This is a genomic window from Rhodopirellula europaea 6C (genome assembly GCF_000338295.1).
Taxonomy (GTDB): domain Bacteria; phylum Planctomycetota; class Planctomycetia; order Pirellulales; family Pirellulaceae; genus Rhodopirellula; species Rhodopirellula europaea.
Genome location: NZ_ANMO01000117.1, coordinates 19,430 through 41,239, shown reverse-complemented (window position 1 = coordinate 41,239; position 21,810 = coordinate 19,430). Strand labels below are relative to the sequence as shown.

General features: G+C 54.8%; 14 protein-coding genes. 11 read left to right on the top strand and 3 right to left on the bottom strand.

Annotated features, from left to right (window positions below; translation table 11 throughout):
• Positions 1-99: 99 nt before the first annotated feature.
• Both RE6C_RS12045 and RE6C_RS12040 read left to right on the top strand, forming a co-directional pair.
• Positions 100-1,467: an SAM-dependent methyltransferase gene (locus RE6C_RS12045; protein ID WP_008656923.1), complete on the top strand. Its 1,368-nt coding sequence runs from the start codon at positions 100-102 to the stop codon at positions 1,465-1,467.
• A 268-nt stretch (positions 1,468-1,735) separates the two neighbouring features.
• Complete coding sequence (locus tag RE6C_RS12040; RefSeq protein ID WP_039961863.1) at positions 1,736-3,001, top strand: OmpP1/FadL family transporter; 1,266 nt, start codon at positions 1,736-1,738, stop codon at positions 2,999-3,001.
• Between the two features lie 742 nt (positions 3,002-3,743).
• Here the strand turns inward: RE6C_RS12040 and RE6C_RS12030 are convergent.
• Together RE6C_RS12030 and RE6C_RS12020 are read right to left on the bottom strand one after the other, a co-directional pair.
• Positions 3,744-5,165 (bottom strand): PAS domain S-box protein, encoded by a 1,422-nt coding sequence (locus RE6C_RS12030; protein ID WP_008656918.1) that lies wholly within the window; start codon positions 5,163-5,165, stop codon positions 3,744-3,746.
• Positions 5,166-5,881: 716 nt separating this feature from the next.
• Positions 5,882-8,038 (bottom strand): cytochrome c peroxidase, encoded by a 2,157-nt coding sequence (locus RE6C_RS12020; protein ID WP_008656916.1) that lies wholly within the window; start codon positions 8,036-8,038, stop codon positions 5,882-5,884.
• 199 nt (positions 8,039-8,237) lie between these two features.
• On the opposite strand from RE6C_RS12020, the gene RE6C_RS12015 reads away from it, so the two are divergent.
• The 5 genes from RE6C_RS12015 (at position 8,238) to RE6C_RS11995 (ending at position 16,112) form a co-directional block, all read left to right on the top strand.
• Positions 8,238-9,467 carry a sialidase family protein gene (locus tag RE6C_RS12015; RefSeq protein ID WP_008656915.1) on the top strand — a complete coding sequence of 410 codons (1,230 nt, stop codon included), beginning with the start codon at positions 8,238-8,240 and terminating at the stop codon, positions 9,465-9,467.
• Positions 9,467-10,432: an N-acetylneuraminate lyase gene (locus RE6C_RS12010; RefSeq protein WP_008656914.1), complete on the top strand. Its 966-nt coding sequence runs from the start codon at positions 9,467-9,469 to the stop codon at positions 10,430-10,432. Before RE6C_RS12015 ends, RE6C_RS12010 begins: the two co-directional genes overlap by 1 nt.
• On the top strand, positions 10,429-13,128 hold the full coding sequence (locus tag RE6C_RS12005; protein ID WP_008656913.1) for a sodium:solute symporter family protein: 2,700 nt from the start codon (positions 10,429-10,431) through the stop codon (positions 13,126-13,128). The genes RE6C_RS12010 and RE6C_RS12005 overlap by 4 nt, the downstream gene beginning before the upstream one ends.
• Positions 13,129-13,131: 3 nt before the next feature.
• Positions 13,132-14,307, top strand: a complete 1,176-nt coding sequence (locus RE6C_RS12000) for an AGE family epimerase/isomerase (protein ID WP_008656912.1) — start codon at positions 13,132-13,134, stop codon at positions 14,305-14,307.
• A 101-nt stretch (positions 14,308-14,408) separates the two neighbouring features.
• Entirely contained in the window at positions 14,409-16,112 is a 1,704-nt protein-coding gene (locus tag RE6C_RS11995; protein WP_236618145.1) for an Ig-like domain-containing protein, read from the top strand.
• Between the two features lie 10 nt (positions 16,113-16,122).
• Here RE6C_RS11995 and RE6C_RS11990 read toward each other — a convergent pair whose 3' ends face one another.
• Positions 16,123-16,992, bottom strand: a complete 870-nt coding sequence (locus RE6C_RS11990) for an AraC family transcriptional regulator (protein WP_039961859.1) — start codon at positions 16,990-16,992, stop codon at positions 16,123-16,125.
• A gap of 277 nt (positions 16,993-17,269) precedes the next feature.
• Between RE6C_RS11990 and RE6C_RS11985 the strand changes: the two genes are divergently transcribed.
• The 4 genes from RE6C_RS11985 (at position 17,270) to RE6C_RS11970 (ending at position 21,720) form a co-directional block, all read left to right on the top strand.
• On the top strand, positions 17,270-18,082 hold the full coding sequence (locus RE6C_RS11985; protein ID WP_008656906.1) for a PIG-L deacetylase family protein: 813 nt from the start codon (positions 17,270-17,272) through the stop codon (positions 18,080-18,082).
• Positions 18,079-18,912, top strand: coding sequence for a glucosamine-6-phosphate deaminase (nagB, locus tag RE6C_RS11980; RefSeq protein ID WP_236618144.1), 834 nt, complete (start codon positions 18,079-18,081; stop codon positions 18,910-18,912). The genes RE6C_RS11985 and nagB overlap by 4 nt, the downstream gene beginning before the upstream one ends.
• Positions 18,909-20,027, top strand: coding sequence for a Gfo/Idh/MocA family protein (locus RE6C_RS11975; protein ID WP_008656903.1), 1,119 nt, complete (start codon positions 18,909-18,911; stop codon positions 20,025-20,027). The genes nagB and RE6C_RS11975 overlap by 4 nt, the downstream gene beginning before the upstream one ends.
• Before the next feature lie 358 nt (positions 20,028-20,385).
• Positions 20,386-21,720 (top strand): Gfo/Idh/MocA family protein, encoded by a 1,335-nt coding sequence (locus RE6C_RS11970; RefSeq protein ID WP_008656902.1) that lies wholly within the window; start codon positions 20,386-20,388, stop codon positions 21,718-21,720.
• Positions 21,721-21,810: the final 90 nt, after the last annotated feature.

Here is a 21,810-nt window from a genome sequence, read left to right as displayed (position 1 = left end):
GTTCCCGATTCTTTCAAGGTGATTGGATTCAGTGTTCTTGGGTGAACACGCGTTCTTGCTGCTCTAGTAGGCTCACTTGGAGAGAACATGCTTACATCAGTGGATGGAAAGCCAGCGGTTAGCTGGGAAGAAGATTATGAGCAACGAGTGAATCCTGAGTTGATGACGGAACTCTTGCACAGCGCCATCCCAGTTCTGAAAGCGGTGCAGTGGAAGGTCACATCCGTGACAGAAGGCGGCTGTGAATCAGTGTTGCCTTTAACAAAAGCATCCACCAATCAACACGGAACACACCAAGCCGCTTTGATCTCTTTGTCTGCGGATTACACCGGCGGTCTTGCACTGACAACACTTTTGCGTGGAGTACCATTGGCCGGTATCCATCGATGCAGCGACGAGGAATCGGCGTCTTTGTGGTTGGCCGCAATGGATGTGAAGTATCGCAACCCGAGCACGGGTCACCTGAAGGCAACGTGCGATATCCCGGCGAACATTGCCCGGACGGTCCAACAGCGCTACTTCAGTGGAAAACGCGTTCTCGTCACTCTGCCGGTCGTCTTCACCTCGAATGGTGAACTGGTCGCGGAAGCAGACATGAGATATTTCGCACAACCATCTATTCAATTGAAACCGACCAAGTCCAACCCTCGTATCTCACCGATCTTCAAACAAAAGCTAAAAGCCTCCGCTCGAATGATCGCTGGCCTTCGCGCGTCATCGGAGAGCAAGAACATTCGAGTGGATCAAAGTCACGAACGGCAGGCCGCCGGTCCTCACGGCGAATTGCTCGCCAACCGGCTCAACGGAGTGCTGCCGCAATTGAAGGACATGGTCCTCGCACGCACTCGGCACATCGATGAAACGCTTCGAAGCGTTGAGAACATCGAACAGGTGGTCATCCTTGGCGTTGGCTTGGACATGCGCCCGTTCCGCATGAATGAAGAGCTGGGACGCCCCACGTTCTTCGAATTGGATCTGCCGGAGATGCTCGAGGAACGTGACCGAGTCATCGCGGAGATGAAACCCGATGCAGGTGTGAGGCGGCATTCGATGTCGGCTGACTTCAAAGTCGACAAGATCTCGCAACTCTTGCTCCAGAACCCACAATTTGATCCCAAACGTCCGACCGCCGTCGTCTTCGAGGGTTGTTCGATGTATTTTACCCGCGAGGAGAATCGGCAAATCCTCCGCGACATGGCTTCTTTGTTGCAACATCCCAACAGCTTGCTGTGGTGCGATCTCGTTCGCGAAAACGTCGTGGAAGGAACCGTGCCTTCACCGGACATCAAGAAATTCACGGACGGGATGGAAGAATTGGGCGAACGATTTATCTTCGGCAGCAATTCGCCTACCGACTTCTTCCTGACCTGCGATCTACCGCAAACCAAGACCACCACCGTTGGGGAATACCTCGGGTTGGATGATCCCGTTCTGGCAACCTATCAATTTGCCGTTGGATCAAAGTAGACGCTCCAAATGAGACTTCGCGGAAACAAACGGAACTGTTGTGAACGTTTCGCCGGCTCGCGGATGTTTGATTCAGCAACTGACGACCGGTCTTGCGAACACTACGGTGCCTGGTCACGCAGGGGGGCTGTTTTCTGAGCACACTGTGAAACTGTAGCGGTCTGCACGGAATTTCAGGCCAGTCGTAACGATTGAACCGATCTGATCGAAGGTACCGAGATGTTCGGTCAGTCGACAGATGCAATGATCAATCGTTGGGGCAATTCGAATGGACAAGAGACTTCTTTCGCTCGTAGCAATGCTGCTGGTTACCTCGATGGCGAATCTGACGTATTCGCAAGGCGTGTACATATCGTCCGCGGGGCCAGTCAACCGCAGCATGGGCGGCGCTTCCACGGCCGCTCCCATCAGCGCACTCAGCGCGATGTACTGGAATCCAGCCTCGATCAGCGGCATGGAGAATACAGAATTGGAAGTCGGCGTTGACCTGTTGTTCGCCGAACACAATGTGACTTCCACTGTCGGCGGTACGACTGGTTCAACAGATGCGGATCCGGGAACGTTTCCAGTACCTAACTTCGCCTGGACCCACCGCCTGCAGGATCCACGCTTCACGTTCGGTTTGGGGGTCAACTCAGTGGCTGGTTTCAAAACCAGTCTTCCTGCTAGCACGACCAACCCGGTTCTCGCCCCACAACCGACCGGACTCGGACAAATCACGTCAGAAGCATCTTTCCTGCAGATCGCACCGGTTTTGTCGATGGCCGTCACCGAACGGATGTCGTTTGCGGCTGGACCATTGGTCACGACCGGCCAAATCGGTATTGAACCCTTCGTCTTCGATTCAGTGAATGGAGACAATACATATTCGTCTGGTCGCGCGACCCACTACCACTGGGGCGGTGGCTTTCAGCTCGGCACCTACTTTTTGATGACGCCGGAATGGCAATTGGGCGCGTCCTACAAAAGCAAAGCGTGGATGGAGACCTTCGAGTTCACCGGAGCGGACGAGAATGGATTGCCGAGAACTCTAACCGCTGATATCGACCTGCCCTCAGTGTTATCACTGGGAACGGGCTACACCGGTTTCGACCAATGGCTTTTCGCGGCGGATATCCGCTACTTTGACTATGCGAACGCGGACGGTTTCGGTGATGACGCTACTTACGACGGAACCGGAAAGCTGGGCGGTTTGGACTGGAGCAGCGTCTTCGCTCTCGCATTAGGAGCACAACGCTCGGTTGGCGAACGATTGGTCCTTCGTGGTGGTTACAGCTACAACCAAAATCCAATCCGAGAGAGCGAATCATTCTTCAATATGGCATCGCCTTTGATCTACGAACATGTGCTGAGCATGGGCGGTTCGTACAAGCTCAATGAGAAAGTCGCCGTGAACGTCGCATGGTCGCACTACTTCGAAAACACTCGTACGGGGGCGGTCATTCTGCCCGGTGTGGGTGCTGTTCCCGGATCATCAATTTCAAACCGATTGTCGGCTGACTTCCTCAGCTTCGGCATCGTGATGAAGCAGTAGTTCGCAAACAGCGGCCTCACGCACCACCAACTTCAACCGTCTTCGCGATCTGCCCCTCGCGATGCGGTTCCCCGCTGACTTCGCAGTGCAACTCTATAGCCTTTGCACCTTGCAGCCATTGCGATCGACGATGTCACGTCGCGACGCCATCTCTCTTGTCGCGTAGTTGCTACATGACACTTCATCCTTGGCAGGCGAGGTTTGCGCTATAACGCCGATCGCCAATGGCGACTTGGTTCCCACCAGACGGCCAGAACAACAAGCGGCATCTCCGTATTCGCGCAGCTCCGAAATCGTTGGCTGGCAACTCTTCCTATTCGCTGAATCGGCAGCAATGTCAGCAGTCAGTTGAAACATAGGTTTCTCCCAAATGGGTGGCTCACGATTGGCAACCAAACGCTCACACCTCTACAAAGATCGATCTTCACCCCAGAAGAAATTAAATTACGCCACCTTGAACGCTCAGTTTGCTCACCCGGATGGGGATGCCCCTCAATTTCCGGAAACATTCCCACCTATGAAGTCTTTTTGATCGATACTGTTATGGGGCAAAGAGCAAAGCTCGGTCAGCATCCACTCGACTCGCCTTGGGGCAAAGGAGAGTCACCAGGGATGCTGGCCGAGCTTGCCTGCTTTATGGACAGAACTTTCTGTTCGGATGGAAGCCCAACTGGATATGTCCACCGTCATGGCATCGATCGTTGAACGCCTGACATCGCAGCATAACTCGACTGAAAAAATGTTAGGTTGCTGTCATGATTTCAGCGGTCATGGATAGTTTGACAAGCTCGGCGACACTGTGTGCATCGAGCTTCTTCATCAAGTTCGAACGGTGGCGCTCGACGGTCTTCTCGCTGATCTCCAAGCGGTTCGCGATGACCTTGTTCATCCGTCCCTCAACGATCTGCTCAAGAACCTGACGTTCGCGAATGGTCAAACGCTTCAACTTCTCTTTGGCTTCGGCCGCCAAGTTGGTCAATGTCTCCACATGCTTGCGATGCGTGATGTCGACCGCGTGAGCTTGAATTCCGATGAACTGATCCGAGTCGTTGACTAACGGCTCACAAGCCAGCAACAACCACACAAGGTGACCGTTTTTGTGAGCAAGCCTGACCTCGTGGGCTTCCGATTTGTTTCGATGAAGCATTCGGTCTTCGATCAGCTTCGCGCTTTCAGCCTCCGCCAATTGGCAGAGATTCAAGCCTATGATTCCATCCACCTCTTGACCTAGCATCGACGCAAACCTCCGGTCGACCTGCAGCAGCCTCCCATCGAGATTAAGGACCGCATTGCCTTCCGCATTGGTCAACACCATTTCGCGATACTGTTCTTCACTCTTCTGAAGAGCCGACCGCAACGCAACAGGCTGGGTGATGTCCTGAGTCGTCCCTCGACGAACCATCTTTCCGTTGACGCTGGTCAACCAAACGGTGGCAGCGAAATGCCGTATGGGGCCGAAGGCAGGATTGCTCGAAAACTCAAACCGGCGTACATCGCCTTCAACGAACGGCGGACGATTGACCTCGACTATCTTCTCGCGATCATCTGGATTGACCAGCTCAATGAACTCTTCAAAAGTGGGTGGTCCTAGCGATGGATCCATGCCGTGCAGATCATACAGCTGCTTTGACCACCACGCGACTTGTTCACCCTCCACCCACTCCCAACTGCCGACTCGAGAATTTGCTTGGGCCGAATTAAATCGGTCATTTGCCAATCGCAACTCTTCTTCGGTATTTTTCGCTTGAGTTACATCGATCGCCGTCACATTGACGATATCGCAGTGTTGATCACCAACTTGATTTGCAACGAATGTGTACCGCAACCAAACCTTCGTGTTGTTGCTATTTGACACGGGGAACACTCCCACGACACTCTTATTCGAGCTTTGCCGAAGCCTTTCGACGAGTTCAATGAATCCTGACCGTTGTTCCTCATCGACCCATCGGGAGAATGGCTTTTGAATGAGATCGCTTCCTTCGCGACCAATCATTTTCGCGAGAGTTCTGTTGATATCTTGCACGACTGTCGTGGCGGTCTCAAGACGAACGAAACCAATCTCAAACTCATCAAGAGCACTTCCGAGATTCACGACGGGTTGATGAGCAACATCGATTCTTTGATCGGACTGAACGCGTTTGGAGTCTTTCGAATTCGATGTCATCAGATCACTCGCCTAACGTTCACTCACCTTGGTTGCCGCCTCAACCAAGGCTTCGTTTACAAACACTGTTTCTGTGTCATCCCGCCCATTTAATGTTCCGACGAGAACATCCTACGTGGATAGGTTTTGCAAGCTCCAAGCTTCAGATTCACGACACAGCCACACACACTAAATAGTCAATCATTCCTTCGGTTTCGCAGTCTTCTTCGCCGTCTCAATCCGAACTGCTATGCCGCAATTAGCACCGTGAGGCGCGTCGTGCTATCCCCAGTGGAGATTGCACTGCGACAGGCACCCCAGCGCATCCGCCTTGAAAGCGAACAACTGCCGAGCCTGCGAACCAATGCAACGACATGACAAGCGAATTGCGGATCGCAGCAATTCACCCGCTCATTCTACAGCGCCGCAGATCAGCATTCGAGTCGCTGAAGCAATCTTTCCAATTTTTGCTTCAAGGATTGATGATTGTCGAATGATGCGTCTATGGACCGGCGTACAGGTGAACAAGCATCAATTCGACTCAGTTCAACTCGATAGCCCTCATAGAGAAATCCCATTTTAGGTGCAACGCTTGCCAAACGCATGCGAGTACCGCTGCCAATATCTCGCATGCAAATCCAGTTTGGATGCGAGATTCAGTTGGGCCTTCGAATGACTGAAAACTGCAGTCCGAGGGTGGGGTGTTTGCCTTTTAGTAGGAGTATGACCAGTCGCTTCTACAGACTTTGCAGATAGCGAATGAGTCGCAACTGCTCCTCATCGGAAAGGTCTCTCGGCAATTGGTGCCGGAATTCGCCGACGACTTGTTCCAAGGATGACGCACGCAGGTCATGGAACAGTCCATTGAGATGACCTACGCCGCGCAGAGATGGTGGATTGAACTCCTTCGTCCCTCGTTCGTCGTCCAGCCCGACGTCATAGGTGGCCTCGGATGTGAACACGTGTCCTGAGTGGCAAGCGACACAATCCAATGTTTCGAACAAGTGCCGCCCCTTCTCAATGAGCAGTCGATCCGCCTCCGATCCAGATGTAGCAGCGGCAGGCGGTGGCGGAATTGATTTTAGGAATGCGACCAAATCAGAAACGTCGCGATCGTTCAACCTTCTTCCTTGCATGGTCAACCGAAGCGTTTGTTTGACTTGTTCGTCGATCTCCGACTTGTCGCCAATCCAAGCCCATGGTCCGGTTTGCCCGACGCCTCGAAGCGACAAGACTCGCTTCGGCGCCCCCTCGCCTCCGTCGCTGAGCGTGTCGGCCAAGGATCCACTGGTGTGCCCATCGGTATGACAACTGTGACAGCTGTACCAACCACCTCGCGAGAGACTGGCGTCGAAGAACAGAGCCTCGCCACGATCAGCCGGCTCCAGCTCTGGTGCAATGCCGAGGTTCATTGTCGCCGCAGTCGCAAACAACGCACCGACTCCATCAGATGCGTCCGGACCGATTTGGTAGCTCGCGATCTTTCGCACGGCCAGCACCGGTTCGGCCTCCGGATCATCGGAAGCTCGATAGGATTCGCTCTCATACCCCGCATCCTCAGACTCGCCGTCGTCGCGATCCAAATCGTAGTCGCTGGTGTCATAATCTTCGGTCCGGTAGCTCTTCTTTTCATACTCACTCGAACTGTATTCCTGCTCGTCGTATGACTCAGGCTCCGAATACGGTGTCTCGTCTTGCGATGATTCACCACTCACTTTCGGTTGCTTCCTGACTACGCTCGCATCGAAATGAAAATCGATCCGGGTCAGCGTGTCGGACATTTCATTGGCAACCAAGAATCGATCCGCCGAGATCTTCGCGATCGCTACCGGACGTTTGCCCGTCGGGATACGGGTGACACCGATGCCATCGGGTTCAACCACACCGAGCTGCCCAAGTCCGCCGATCGTCACCAGCAATCGACCATCGTGTCGCATCAAAGCCTCATTGGGGTCACCGGCACCTCGCGTGTTGTTACCAACAGCAATGAAACGACTGCCGCTCATGAGACTCGCTGTGGGATCAACGATCGATTGGATGGATATTTCACGCGTCGCATCCGAAACCATCGACCCCCAAATGATCTCACTGCTTCGCGGCGGTGCGATCTCGTTGATCAACTCGTGAGTCACATAGACGTTCTCGCCACCTCGCCCAAGCGTCAGCCCGCGAATGTTGTTGCCGGGTATCTCACGGATGGACTCGACCTGAAAGTCATCCAAACGAATGACGGCGACACGAGGCCCAAAGGCATCAGCAACCAACAACCGAGCTTGCTCCGGGAGCAACAATTGTTCACGTGGTGAAAAAGGCAGCTCAACGTTAGCCAAGACCTCTGGTGATTGCCCAATCGCTTTCGGCAAACTCACAATGGTGACCCGTCTCGCCCAAGTCGAGCAAACCGAGCACCACTCGCCGTCACTCGATACTCGAACCGTCGCCGGTTCATTGGGCATCGCGACTTGCCATTGCAAGCGAGGTTCACCGTCCTTGACCTCAACCGCAGTGAGTCGCCCCTCTTGTTCGGTCACGAGCAAACTTTGGCCGGATCGAACCACATCGGTTGGATGCCCGCCGAGTTGATACTCTGATTTCACTTGCAAGGACTCCGTGTCAACGAAGCTGAGCGTCCCGCTCCGGCGATTCGCGACGACGGCACGGCCAGAGCCCATCGCGACGACCGCGACCGGCCGACGATGCAACATCGTCTCAGGTGCGACAAGCGGAATTACCTTCTCCGCATGCTGCGTTGCCTTTGGATCAACGCCGGCCAACTCGTTTGGCTGATTGCTCCAAACGATCATCGCCGGCCCGACCAGCACAGCGCAAAGCGTACCGATCGCGAAAAAGGGAAGGGCCGTGATTCGACGGATTGAAAGTTTGCTTGATTTCATCGCAACAGTATGACCCGATCATTTGCCGATGTCACGCAGACCCACCGCGAGGGCCCCAAGATTTTCAAATCACAACGCAGCGGTCGATCCGACGGCAGCACCCCACCTGTCGGCGTCGTGCTATAAAGCCCATCCACACTCACGGCTCACTCGCCGCCCTACCCACTCAAACACACCTTTGATCTCAACGGAGTTCGTTGTGTCCCGCCTGCTATCCGATCCGCCTCATCGCAGAGTCAGCCGTCCATTCGTCTCGGCAATCCTGTTCCTTTTTGCGGCAAGCTGCTTTCTTGTCGCGATGTTGCCGATCGACGCCCGAGCTGGCAATCACGCCACCGGACATCGCGAGATCGTCGATGTCTTTGTTCCCAAACAAGACGGATATCCCGCGATTCGCATTCCTTCGCTGGTCACCACCAACGACGGAACCTTGCTCGCTTTTGCCGAAGGTCGGCAAGGCGGAGATCATTCCGACAATGATATGATCATGAAGCGTTCAACCGACAACGGTTCCACCTGGAGCGACGTTGTTCTGATGAACGATCAAGGCAAACTGTCCTTGAACAACCCTCAAGCCGTTGTGCTTGATTCCGGCCGTGTCTTGTTGATGTATCAACGCAGCAAGCTCGGCGAACACAAAGCGTCAGATGGCTTCGGAGCTGAATCGTACTTTACGTTTGTCCAGACGAGCGACGACGATGGGCAAACTTGGTCCGCACCGCATGACGTTTCAAAGCAAGTCAAACGCGAAAAGAATGTGACGAGCGTCGCCGCGGGTCCAGGCATCGGAATCATCCTGCGGAATGGTTCCCACAAGGGCCGAATCATCATGCCGTTCAACCAAGGTCCGTACAACGATTGGCGAGTCTACGCAGCGTATAGCGACGACGACGGCCAAACTTGGAACATCGGCGACGTGGCTCCCGGCGACGGCAAAGGCCACGCCAACGAAGTCCAAATGGTCGAACTTGCGGACGGTCGTGTGATGCTAAACGCCCGAACGCAAGGCAAGGGCTCAACGAAACATCGCAAGGTCACCGTTAGCGACGACGGCGGGCAAACGTGGTCAAAACTTCAGATCGATCAGACGTTGATTGAGCCCACCTGCCAAGCATCGATCCTTCGCTACTCGTGGCCGTCGGAAGGCAAAAGTCGAATCTTGTTCGCCAACCCGGCGTCTCAAACCAAACGCGAAAACGGCGTTCTTCGTGTCAGCTACGACGAGGGTCAAACTTGGCCTGATCAAACGAACATCTACGCCGGCGGTTTCGCCTACTCTTGTTTGACGCGAATGCAGGACGGTCGCATCGGTGTCCTCTTCGAACGAGACAACTACAAAACGATCAGCTTCACCGCGATCTCGTTGAGCGAACTGGAACGCTCGGGATCGCAAAACGGTTCGGATGCCACTGACAAGGAGGAGAACTGATGGTCGATGAATCTCTGATGATGCAGCGGATGTCCGGCCGAAAGCTATCGGGATTGATCGCCGCGACCTACACCCCAATGAAAGCGTGCGGCGATCTCAATCTAGATGTTGTCCCCGCCATGGTCGAGAAACTGCTAAACGACGGTGTCTCCGGACTGTACGTCTGCGGCAGCACCGGCGAAGGAATGTCTCTCACCACGCGAGAACGCCAACTGGTGGCCTCGGCCTTTGTTGATGCGACCGCCGGTCGAGTTCCGGTGATCGTTCAGGTCGGGCACAACAGTTTGCGTGAGGCACAAGGACTGGCCAAACATGCCCAGCAAATTGGCGCCGATGCGATCTCAGCGACTTGCCCATCGTATTTCAAAGTTGCCAACGTGCAGTCACTCACTCTCTGCATGCAAGAGTTGGCGTCGGCGGCGCCGGAAACTCCTTTTTACTACTACCACATTCCGATGCTGACGGGATCCAGCATCGACATGGTGGACTTCCTCACTCAAGCGGATGAAGCCATCCCAACGCTCGTCGGACTGAAATACACCGACACGAAATTGTTCGAGTTTCAACGTTGCCTGGAACTTTCCAACCGAAAGTTTGACGTCGTTTGGGGCTGTGACGAGATGTTGTTGGGCGCGACCGCAACCGGAGCCCGCGCCGCGATCGGCAGCACATACAACTTGGCCGCAAATATCTATCGAAAAATGACATTGGCATTGGCCAGCGGGCAATTGGAATCCGCTCGCCAGTGGCAATCCAAATCCATCGAGATGATCTGCACCATCGGCCGCTACCCGTTCCATCCTGCGATGAAGGCGATCTTGGCGATGCAAGGCCTCGACGTTGGTCCATGCCGATTGCCATTGGAATCACTTTCGCAATCGCAGGTTGCATCGTTGCGAGAATCGCTCGAACAGATCGGTTTCTTCCAATGGAGTGAAGACTCTAGCAAGCCAAGTGACGCATGATCGGACATCGCCCGCTGCGTCCTCGCGTCCGACTCCAGCATCCACGGTCCATCACGCTGAATTTGCTGGCCATTTCCATCGCGACTTGGATGCTGGCAATTTCGCCAGCGATCTCACACGCTCAAACGGAAAGGGACGAGTGGTTAAAATGGAGCGAACTCCCTCCGATCCCCAATTCCCTCGGTGTGGCGGGCCCGTTTGTAGGAGTGCATGGGGACGCGTTGATCGTGGCTGGCGGTGCCAATTTTCCGACCCCGGTTTGGGAAAGCGACAAAGTCTGGCACGATTCGATCTATGTTCTACCTCGTTCCTCAGAGAGCAGCACGGACGATGGCCCTCAATGGATCGAAGCGGGAAAGTTGCCGAGTCCGACCGCCTACGGGGCGTCCGTCTCAATTCCTTCATCCGAGTCCGCTCACCACGGTGTGCTATGTCTGGGAGGCAATGATTCCGACGCCACTTTCCGCGACGTCTATCTGCTGCGATGGGATCCATCTTCGCGGCTCATCGAGCGAATTGACTTTCCCGCTTTGCCGGAACCCTGCGTCCATGCATCCGCTCAACTCATTGGGAAAACCGTCTACGTCGTCGGCGGACAGAGCGGCAGTGATCTCTCCACCGCGACATCCCATTTGTGGGCGCTGGATCTGAGCCAATCAGATGATCCAGCTTCGCTTGTCTGGGCCAGACTGGCCGATTGCCCTGGCCCCCCGCGTGCCTTGCATGTGACCGCGGCACAGCATGATGGATACGAAACATGCCTCTACTCCATCAGCGGTCGCCGGCAATCGCAATCAAGCGTTGAATTTTTGACGGACAATTGGGCGTATCGCCCAAGCACGAACGCCTGGCAGCAGAAAGCCGACGTCCCGCAATCGGTGATGGCAGGAACGGCAACTCACATCGGACAAAGTCACATTGTGGTGCTCGGTGGCGACGACGGCAGCCTGTTCGGCCAGGCCGACCAGCTCAAAGACGACCATCCCGGTTTCCCAAAGAAGACTTTCGCCTATCACACGATCACCGACACCTGGACCGAAGCCGGGACCAGTCCTGCTAACCACGTGACGACCACAGCCGTGCACTGGGGCGATTCGGTCATCGTCGCATCGGGTGAGGTACGACCACGTGTTCGCTCGCCGGCCGTTTATCAAATCGAACTCGCTGAATCGGAACGCAGCTTTGGCACGCTGAACTACATCGTTTTGTTTGCCTACCTGATTTCCATGTTGGGCGTTGGAGTTTACTTCGCTCGCCGGAATCGAACGACCGACGACTACTTTCGCGGCGGAAGCCAAATTCCATGGTGGGCAGCCGGGTGCAGCATCTTCGCAACGATGCTCAGCTCGGTGACCTTCACCGGAATCCCATCCAAATCCTACGCCCAGGACTGGACATACTCGATCGGCAATTTCACGATTCCACTGGTCGCGTTCATTGCTGTCTATGTAGCAATGCCATTTTTTCGCCGGATTGATGCGACCAGTGCCTACGAGTACCTCGAGAAACGATTCAACCGAATGGTTCGTTGGTTTGGCAGCCTCAGCTTCTCGTTGTTCCACGTTTTCCGGATGGCGGTGGTGATGTCATTAACGGGACTCGCATTGTCGGTCGCAACGCCGCTCACGCCACAACAAGCCGTCTTGCTGATGGGCGGACTCAGCATTGCCTACTGCACGCTCGGTGGAATCGAGGCTGTGATCTGGACCGATACCATTCAAACCGTCGTGTTGCTCGGGGGCGCGTTCTTGGCCATCGTCTTGATGCTGATGGGGACCGATGGCGGCTTTGGCGGCAGTTGGGGCCATGCCATGGACGCAGACAAAATGCGACTGGCGAATTTGCACTTCAGCCCCACGCACGCGCAAATCGCATTGTGGGTCATCGTGGTAGGAGCGATCGGGCAAAACCTTTCGTCCTACACCGCCGATCAAGCCGTCGTTCAGCGTTACATGACGACGGCGTCGCAGTCGCTTGCCGCTCGATCAATTTGGACCAATGCGGTGCTCACGATTCCCGCGACGATCCTCTTCTTCGGAATCGGCACAGCGCTTCATGGTTTCTATCACTCGCATCCCGAGCGGCTATCACCGGCGATCACGACCGATCAAGTCTTCCCGTTGTTCATCGCTCGCGAGATGCCAATCGGATTGGCGGGCCTCATCGTCGCCGGAGTTTTCGCGGCGGCTCAGTCCACTGTTTCGACCAGCATGAACTCCACCGCGACGGCGTTGGTCACGGACTTCTTTCGACCGCTGAGATTGTGTCGCAGCGAACGCGGCTACTTGATCGCCGCTCGCACACTGACATTCTTACTTGGTGTTTTGGGCACACTGCTTGGTTTGGTATTTGTCGACCCGAGTATCAAATCCCTGTTCGATACCTTCATCGTTGTGATCGGTCTGTTCATGGGCGTTTTGGGCGGACTCTTCGTGCTCGGTGGATTGACCACGCGAGCGAATTCAATCGGAGCGATGGTGGGTGCAACCATCGGCGCAGCAACAATGTTCACACTCTGGCGATTCACCGACGTCAACGGATATCTCTACACAACCTGTGGCATCACGAGTTGTTTTGCATCGGGTTATTTGGCCAGCCTGCTGACGTCACCGCCAACAGATTCCTTGGCAGGATTGACCATTCACACGCTAGGCACGTCCGCGTCCGCCGCAACGGTCGCTTCGGTGGAGAGCTGACCAGTGGATCTTGAGCGACGTCAAGCATTGATCGATGTGTACCGAGATGGGTTGCTGCGTGACACCATTCCATTCTGGTGCAATCACGGCATCGATTACAAAGACGGTGGATTCTTCACCTCGCTGAATCGCGATGGAACCATCATCGACACGGACAAAGGAGTTTGGCAACAAGCTCGAGCAACATGGTTGTTCGCTGAACTGTACAACAACGTGGAGCCTCGGGACGAATGGCTGCAACTGGCTATCCGCGGCGCGGCGTTCTTGGACCAACATTGTTACGACTCGACCGATGGCCGCATGTGGTTCCATGTCACCCAAGACGGCCAACCGATTCGAAAACGACGTTATGCGTACTCGGAATGCTTCGCGGCAATCGCCTATGGCGAACTCGCCTTGGCCACCGGAGAAGCTCACTACCGCGAGCGAGCGAATCAGGCTTTCAACCGGTTTGTCGACCACAATTTGAACAGCGTCGAAGCGAGCTCCAAATTTACCGCGACTCGGCCATCGCGAGGCATGGGATTCCCAATGATGACCATCGCGACCGCTCAAGAATTGCGGCAATCAATTGGATTGGTGGATGCCGATCATTGGATTGACCGCAGTGTCGCCACCATCCGCGAATTTCACCTCAAGCCAGACATTGAGTGCGTGATGGAAACGGTGGGAGTCGATGGTCAGCTCCTGGATCATTTCGACGGACGCACGCTCAATCCGGGACACGCGATCGAGGGAGCTTGGTTCATCATGTGGGAAGGTCACTTGCGTGGTGACACCAACTTGATCGAAACCGGCTGCCAAATGCTCGACTGGATGTGGAACCGCGGTTGGGACGAGAAGCACGGTGGAATCCTGTACTTCGTCGATGTACGAGGTTTGCCCGTGCAAGAGTACTGGCACGACATGAAGTTCTGGTGGCCGCAAAACGAAACCATCCTGGCAACGCTTCTTGCTCACCTGCTGACCGGCGAAGACAAATATGCGCAGTGGCACCGGCAGGCACACGACTGGGCCTACTCTCACTTCCCCGATCACAAACACGGCGAGTGGTTCGGATACTTGCACCGCGACGGAAGCCTGAGCAGCGAACTGAAAGGTAACCTTTGGAAAGGGCCGTTCCATTTACCCAGAATGCAGTACATGGCTTGGAGATGGCTGGAGAAAGATCTCTTCTGATCGCGGCAATTCCGCTATCGAGTCAGTGGCTCCCCTATAATTCCAGCAGGCATCGCATGTGAATTGACGCCTGAACTCGCGAATTTCAAGGGCCACTTGTGATGAAATTATCGCTGCTAACTGCCGTTGTATTGTTGTTTGCGGTATCCGACCGCTGTTCGCTTTCCGCTGAAGAGAACGATCTGTTCACCATCGTGGGCGAACAAACGACACAAACGATTGCTGTTCAAGTCACCGATCCAAATGACGATCCGATCGAAGGTGCGGTGGTGACTCCGTGGGCACTTCGGTACTCGCAGGGCCACGGTCATTGGCTCAGCAATGGCAAAGACGCTTCCGAAATGAAGCCGGAAGCTGCCCGAACGGACAAGCACGGAATCGCGAACATCTCCTACCCGTTCTATCGTGATGTCGCCGAAAAATCGCGAACACTGCAAGTGTCTGTGCATGTTCGACATGAGTCATTCTGTTTGGCAGATGCAATTCACATGGACGTACCGTCCGACGACGTGTTTGAAATCGAAATGCAGCCTGCAGCAAGCATCCTTTTCCGGCCGCTCATCGAGCCAGACAACGACTTCACGATGGACCAAATCCAAGTCCTTCGTTCCGACATCGGTTCTTTGGAAAATAGTTTCCGCCGGGAGATCCAAGGCGACCAAGTCCGCGTTGATAATCTGTTCCCCGGTGAATGCGACTTTCTCTTGGTTCGTCTGGTCGATGGGGAACCCACGCACTTCAGTGAAATTTTCGAAGTCGAACTCACCCCTGGCGCAAACACGCCGATGGATGTTGCGCTTCATTCCGCCACGGCCGTCTCCGGAAAACTCGCAGACAATGTTCCGCGTCCAGTCGTCGATGGCCGTGTGCTGGCGATGACCGTTCCGCCGAAGTCAGCTCGGGAACGGGTGACTTGGTCATCTTGGGTCCCAGTCAACGCCGACGGGACCTTTCTGATTGAAGGCTGGCCGAGAGATCAATCCATTCAAATTATCGGGCTAACCGAAAATCACCGAGTCCGTTCCCCGGAAGCAGCCCAAAAGCTGAACAGTCGTCACGGGCACCCTTTCATCTTTGATCCGCCGTTGGACACGCCGATCACTTTGGAGATGGAATCATTGCATGTATGCCGGGTTCAGGTGAAAAGCCTGGACGACAAACCGCTTCGCGACGTGAAAGTGACCGCCTATCCAAACGTCTCGTGGACCAATTGGGGATCACAAGTTTACGGCACACCTTTAACGCGAAGTGCGGACTTCTTTGGAAATCCCGACCTGCTCGCGTACTTCCAAAATCAACAAAACCAGCCTCGCTATCCATCGACATTTGTCGACCACACCAACAAGGATGGCATCGCAAGGATCAAATTGCCTGTTGGCACCTGGGAGCTTTACGTTGACGACGATCGCTACGAGGTCCCCATCGTGCTCGGACGCCGGAATTTCAAGATCGAAGTCCCCAACGACTCCGAAAATTCAATCGTGATGCGGTTGGTTCCCAAGGGAACGGACTTGCTCGGCGACTACGACAAGCTGGCGGGAATCGTCTTCGGCTGTTCCACGCGAGATGGAGAGAGGATCTGTGCGTTGCCGGAAGTTCGCGAAAAAATGGATGACTTTGTGCGTCGAATTCAGGAAGCCAAAGATCCGAAAGATCCCAAAATCCTCTCCGAAGCGTTCATGGTTGTGTCGGACGCCTTCCTCAAAGGCGGTGACCAAGAAGAAGCGGCGAAGTGGCGGCGAAAGTCACTGAAAATGAAGGTCAAACTGACACAAGCAATTTCGAAGGAAGAATCTTCCAACTGAGATCGATCGCTCAAACCGCGATTCGAACTCGGTTGCGGTACTCACGAGGTGTCATCTTTCGGTGTTGCTGAAATCGTCGATTGAAGTTCGACAAATTTTGATAGCCCGATTGCTGGCTGATCGACAAAATCGAATCGTCTGTGTCGGTTAGCAATCGACAAGCGAACCCGATCCGCAACTCATTGATATACGCCGACACCGTTCGCCCGGTCGATTGTTTGAAGAACCGACTGAACGCGGATGCATTCATGTCCGCCAGTTCCGCTAACTCGCTGTGCGTCAATTCGGGATCGGTGAGATGGTGCGTGATGTGGTCACAAATCACCTGGATGCGAGTCTCCACTTCTTCGTTGTTGCTGGCCCGATACAGATGCGACGCTAGAGGCTCGGCGTCGGTGCAACTTGCGAGTTGATCCAAGATTGAAAGCAACGTTACCAAACGTCTCGCTCCCCGCTGTCTTTCCAAATCGATCAGTTGGCTACCGATCGATTCCGCCATCCTTGCCGGGAACCACAACCCGCGACTGGCGCGATGAAGCAGGTGATGGACATCAACCATCTCGTTGAGTCGAAAGAAATCGGGCCCCAAGAAGTCAGGATGAAATTGCAACACCATCGCGGAATGCAAATCGTAAACCTGGCCTCGGTATTCGTCGGATGCCCACGTGTGCGGCAATTCAGATCCCAACAACACCAAATCATGATCGGTGTAACTGCCGATGTGATCACCCACCATTCGTGAACCCACGCCCGACGGAATGTAGGTCAATTCAACCTCGGGGTGCCGGTGCCATTTGACTGGCGACTGCAACGAAGCACGGTCAAAACATCGAAATGATTGGCCGTCGTTAGGAACCAGCTTTTCGTAAGAGGCTTTCATGAACACGCCATGGTTCGAGTCAGTCAGAACGTTGCAATGGAATGGCTGGAGAAGCCGTTCGCTGGAAATTGCCGGCTGGATCCATTCACCGGCATGCCAGCGACGCTCGCGCGCAGAAAGTATTACTTCCTGGAAAAATGCGCATAGTTTCATAATCGGCCCCGTGACCGCGCAAACAGAGTACCACAAAAGGGCAATCATTGTGGAGAAACATCACCCCAGAGTCTGCAGAATGACGCCCGACAGATCGCATCCCCCAACCGTGAGTCGCCCCGCTATGCCAACCCGTCCCTCCGTTCCTGATCGAAAAGTGGCGCTCGCCTTCATGGCCCACCCCGACGATGCGGAGATCTCTTGTGGCGGCACACTGATTCGTCTGCAGGAATCAGGTTGGGAAGTTCATATCGTCTCCGTCACAGCGGGTGACTGCGGATCGATGAACGATGGCCCTGATGAAACCGCACGCATTCGATTCGCCGAAGGCACCAACGCGGCCGAGTTGATTGGTGCAACTTTCCACACACTCAACGAACCGGACGGTCGCCTCGTCTACGACCGCCAATCATTGCAAAAGTCGATTGACATTTTCCGGCGCATCGCACCGACGTTGGTGATCACCATGCCAATGTCGGACTACCACGCCGATCATGAAATCACCGGCCAACTCGGACGAGCGGCGAGTTTTGTTTACGCCGCCCCGAATGCCTCTGCCGAACCGGTCATCAAAGGTTCGCAAGTTCCCTATTTGTATTACACCGACGGACACGATGGCCAAGACCGAATGGGTCATGCGATCACACCGACAACGTTCGTTGATATTAGCGAACAACTCGAAACCAAAACACGGATGCTGGCTTGCCACAAAAGCCAATTGGAATGGTTGCGTTCACACAACGGGATCGACGAATACTTGACCGCAATGCGTGAACACAGCCAAACGCGGGGCACTGACATCGGAACGCGAGCCGCCGAAGCGTTCGTACAACATCGCGGGCACGGGCACCCAGGCGATGACGTACTTTCGGCTCTCTTTCCGATCCAACACTCTTCTCACTCGACCAACTCTGCTTTGCAAGCGACACACTCATGAGTAGTACTTTGGAAAGTCCCTCGCCGTTAAACAACCCAACCCAATCCACGTCGGGGCTGTCCGTCCTGCGAATGGCAAGCGCCGGTGACGCCAGCCGACGGGTTGCGAGAGAAATTGGGTCCTTAATTCGTCACCGTGCCTCCCAACATCGCAACTGCGTTTTGGGATTGGCCACCGGATCAACTCCCATTCGCGTCTATCGCGAATTGGTGCGTATGCACCGCGAAGAAGGATTGTCCTTCCACAACGTGGTCACATTCAATTTGGATGAGTACTACCCGATCAAACCGGACGCGGCGCAAAGCTACGTTCGCTTCATGAATCAGCATCTGTTCGATCACATCGACATTGTCCGTGCCAACGTTCACATCCCCAAGGGAACCATCGAGTTGGAAGCGGTTCCCGGGTACTGCCGAGATTACGACGAACTGATCGCATCGTCCGGTGGAATTGATTTGCAATTGCTGGGGATCGGACGCACCGGGCACATCGGATTCAATGAACCGGGTGCCACGCGAGACACGCGGACTCGAATGGTCAAACTGGATGATTTGACTCGTCTGGATGCGGTCAAGGACTTCGGCGGCATCGAGCATGTTCCGCTGCTCGCGATCACAATGGGAGTCGATTCTATTCTGCAATCACGCCGAATTCGCTTGCTCGCGTTCGGTGAACACAAAGCTGACATCGTCCAGCGAGCCATTGAGGGCCAGATCAGCTCCACCATTCCTGCCACCTACTTGCAAACACACGGCGACGTGCAATACCTGCTCGACGACGCGGCGGCTGATTGTTTGTCCTCGGCCACGTTGGGAGAAACAATCCGATGAGTGAATCTGCTACGAACCAAGAACGCGTTCGCATCCTGTGCGTCGGTGCCGGAAACATGGGCCGGTCTCATGCGTTGGCCTACCAAGCCATCGATGGGTTTGAAATCGTCGGCATCTGCACTCGGTCCAAAGAGTCCGGTGCAAAGCTGAACGAAGAGCTCGGCAGCGACTACCCAACCTATCAAGACTTCGACGAAGCACTTCAGGCAACCCAACCAGACGCCGTTTGCGTTTCGACTTGGCCAGACACCCACGCACGCTTCGTGACAACGGCTTTGGAAGCGGGCTGCCACGTGTTTGTTGAAAAGCCTTTGGCCGATTCCGTCGAAGCCGCCGAAGAAATCGCGGCCACCGCATTGGCGACCAATCGCAAAGTCGTGGTGGGTTACATCCTGCGACATCACCCGAGTTGGAACCGTTTCATCGAGATCGCTCACACATTGGGCAAACCGTTGGTGATGCGGATGAACCTGAATCAATCATCATCGGGTGCCACTTGGGAAACACACAAACGATTGATGTCGACCGTGTCGCCCATCGTCGACTGCGGTGTTCACTACGTCGACGTGATGTGCCAAATGACGGGTTCGCGTCCAGTGCGAGTTTCCGGAATCGGCGCGCGACTGACCGATGAACTCCCCGAAGGCATGGTCAACTACGGCCAACTCCAGGTCACATTCGAAGATGGCTCAGTTGGCTGGTACGAAGCCGGTTGGGGGCCAATGATGAGCGAGACCGCGTTCTTCGTGAAAGACGTTGTCGGACCAAACGGTTCGGTTTCCATCGTCGCTGAATCGGCCTCTTCAACGGGACAAAGCGACAACGTGGATGCTCACACCAAAACAGAGTCCATTCGTTTGCACCATGGAAAGTTGAACGCGGAAGGCAACTTCGCCCGCGACGACGAATGGATCCATCTGGAAGACGAACCCGATCACGACGGTCTGTGCCATCGAGAACAACAGTTCTTCCTTGACGCGATACAACAAGACAACGATTTGACTGCCCACCTGCAAGACGCCGTCAACTCAATGAAAATTGTCGCGGCTGCGGACGAATCCTTCCGAACGGGCAAAACCATCGAACTAGAAACCAACGAAACCATTAGTACTTAGACGCACGACTTAGCGGGCCAGCATCTCGACCGAGTCAGCCGTTTGGGCGTTAGCCCCGGTTCCAGCAACAAAACCATACCGAACGCCCGAACAGCCAATCCAACCAAACGCCGCCTATCCAGAAACCCCAACTAAACTGAACTTCGGTTGGCCCACTTTGTGGACCAATCGGATGGGATGGACGAGGTCACCAAGACAGCTTGATTTGCTCCCGAAGATGACCGGTGGCCTCGTCCGATTCCCATTCGCATTACTTCCCTCCCACCAGATTCTTCTCCGCCTTCATCCCACCTGATTTCCAACCTTCCGAATTGCGTCCCGCAGTTCTTCCCTGTGATTGTTTCCGAGTGAGCCTGATATGAATGACAAGCTGAACCGCACCACTTCTGATCAACCAACCACCTCCCGTCGCGAAGTTCTGCGACGCGGTGCTTCCGCTTCCGCCGCGTTGGCAGCAACGGTTGGTGCCAGCCAAATGGTTCACACTCACGCCGCGTCCGCTGATCCCAATCGCAAGATCAAAATCGGAATCGTCGGTGCGGGCGGACGTGGAACGGGTGCGGTCAACGACTCGTTCTCGATCAACGACAACATCGAACTGGTCACCATCGCGGACTTGGATCCTGGCAACGCGGAACGACTTCGCAAGGGAATGACTCGTCGTCACGGCGACAAGATCAATGTCGCCGACGATCGCATTCACTCAGGCTTGGATGCTTACAAGGCGGTTCTAGAAGACCCTGAAGTCGAAGTTGTGTTCTTGACGACTTCACCAGCCTTCCGTCCATCTCACATCGCCGAAGCTGTCAAAGCCGGCAAACATGTCTTCGCTGAGAAACCCTCCTGCGTCGATCCCGCCGGATATCGGATCTGCGTCGCCGCACACGAAGAAGCCGAGAAGAACGGCACGGCCATCGTCACCGGAACCCAGTACCGTCGCCAATCCAACTACATGGAAGCGGTCAAACGGATTCACGACGGTGAGATTGGTGACATCATCGGCATGACCTCGCGTTACTGCAGCCAAGGCATTTGGTACAAGAACCGAGCCGAAGGCGTCAGCGACACGCAATACCAACTCAACAACTGGATGCACTTCATTTGGTTGTCCGGAGACCAAATTGCGGAGCAAGCCGTTCACAACATCGACCTGATGAACTGGGTCATGCAAGGACCACCGGTCAGCGCCTACGGTTCCGGCGGACGCTTCACCCGTCCCGACGACAGCGAAATGTGGGACAGCATGTCGATCGACTACATGTACTCCGACGAGCGTCCGGTTTCGTTCATGTGTCGCCAAATCCCTGGTTCAACCGCCGAAAACGGCAGCACAGTTCGCGGAACCAAGGGCTTCGCCGTCATCGGTGCCGGCAGCAGCGGATCAACCTTCTTGGACCGCAACGGCAAGGAAACTTTGAAGCTCGAAGGAAGCATCGCGGATGCCTACCGCCAAGAGCACAAGGACTTGATCGATTCAATCCGAAGCGGCGAACCAATCGTCGAGTTGCTCGAAACCGCGAAGAGTTCGCTGACTGCCGTCATGGGCCGCATGGCTGCTTACACCGGCAAGAAAGTAACTTGGGACTTCGTCGCCAACGAATCAGAACTGGATCTCTTCCCCAAAGACTTGCAGTGGGACGGCAGTCGTCCTGAGCCTAGCTACGCCATCCCAGGCAAAACGAAACTGATCTGATCAAGTTCCAAGAACGATCGAGCAGACTTGGTTGAGGCATCGCCATATCAACGCGCCAAGTCTGCTTGTCAGTCTTCACTCATTCCAAAG

Excerpts from the sequence above, each read along its gene's own strand:
- RE6C_RS12040 (WP_039961863.1), top strand. The coding sequence starts at position 1,736 with ATGGACAAGAGACTTCTTTCGCTCGTAGCAATGCTGCTGGTTACCTCG.
- RE6C_RS12030 (WP_008656918.1), bottom strand. The coding sequence starts at position 5,165 with ATGACATCGAATTCGAAAGACTCCAAACGCGTTCAGTCCGATCAAAGA.
- RE6C_RS12020 (WP_008656916.1), bottom strand. The coding sequence starts at position 8,038 with ATGAAATCAAGCAAACTTTCAATCCGTCGAATCACGGCCCTTCCCTTT.
- RE6C_RS12010 (WP_008656914.1), top strand. The coding sequence starts at position 9,467 with ATGGTCGATGAATCTCTGATGATGCAGCGGATGTCCGGCCGAAAGCTA.
- RE6C_RS12005 (WP_008656913.1), top strand. The coding sequence starts at position 10,429 with ATGATCGGACATCGCCCGCTGCGTCCTCGCGTCCGACTCCAGCATCCA.
- RE6C_RS11995 (WP_236618145.1), top strand. The coding sequence starts at position 14,409 with ATGAAATTATCGCTGCTAACTGCCGTTGTATTGTTGTTTGCGGTATCC.
- RE6C_RS11990 (WP_039961859.1), bottom strand. The coding sequence starts at position 16,992 with ATGAAAGCCTCTTACGAAAAGCTGGTTCCTAACGACGGCCAATCATTT.
- RE6C_RS11985 (WP_008656906.1), top strand. The coding sequence starts at position 17,270 with ATGCCAACCCGTCCCTCCGTTCCTGATCGAAAAGTGGCGCTCGCCTTC.
- nagB (WP_236618144.1), top strand. The coding sequence starts at position 18,079 with ATGAGTAGTACTTTGGAAAGTCCCTCGCCGTTAAACAACCCAACCCAA.
- RE6C_RS11975 (WP_008656903.1), top strand. The coding sequence starts at position 18,909 with ATGAGTGAATCTGCTACGAACCAAGAACGCGTTCGCATCCTGTGCGTC.
- RE6C_RS11970 (WP_008656902.1), top strand. The coding sequence starts at position 20,386 with ATGAATGACAAGCTGAACCGCACCACTTCTGATCAACCAACCACCTCC.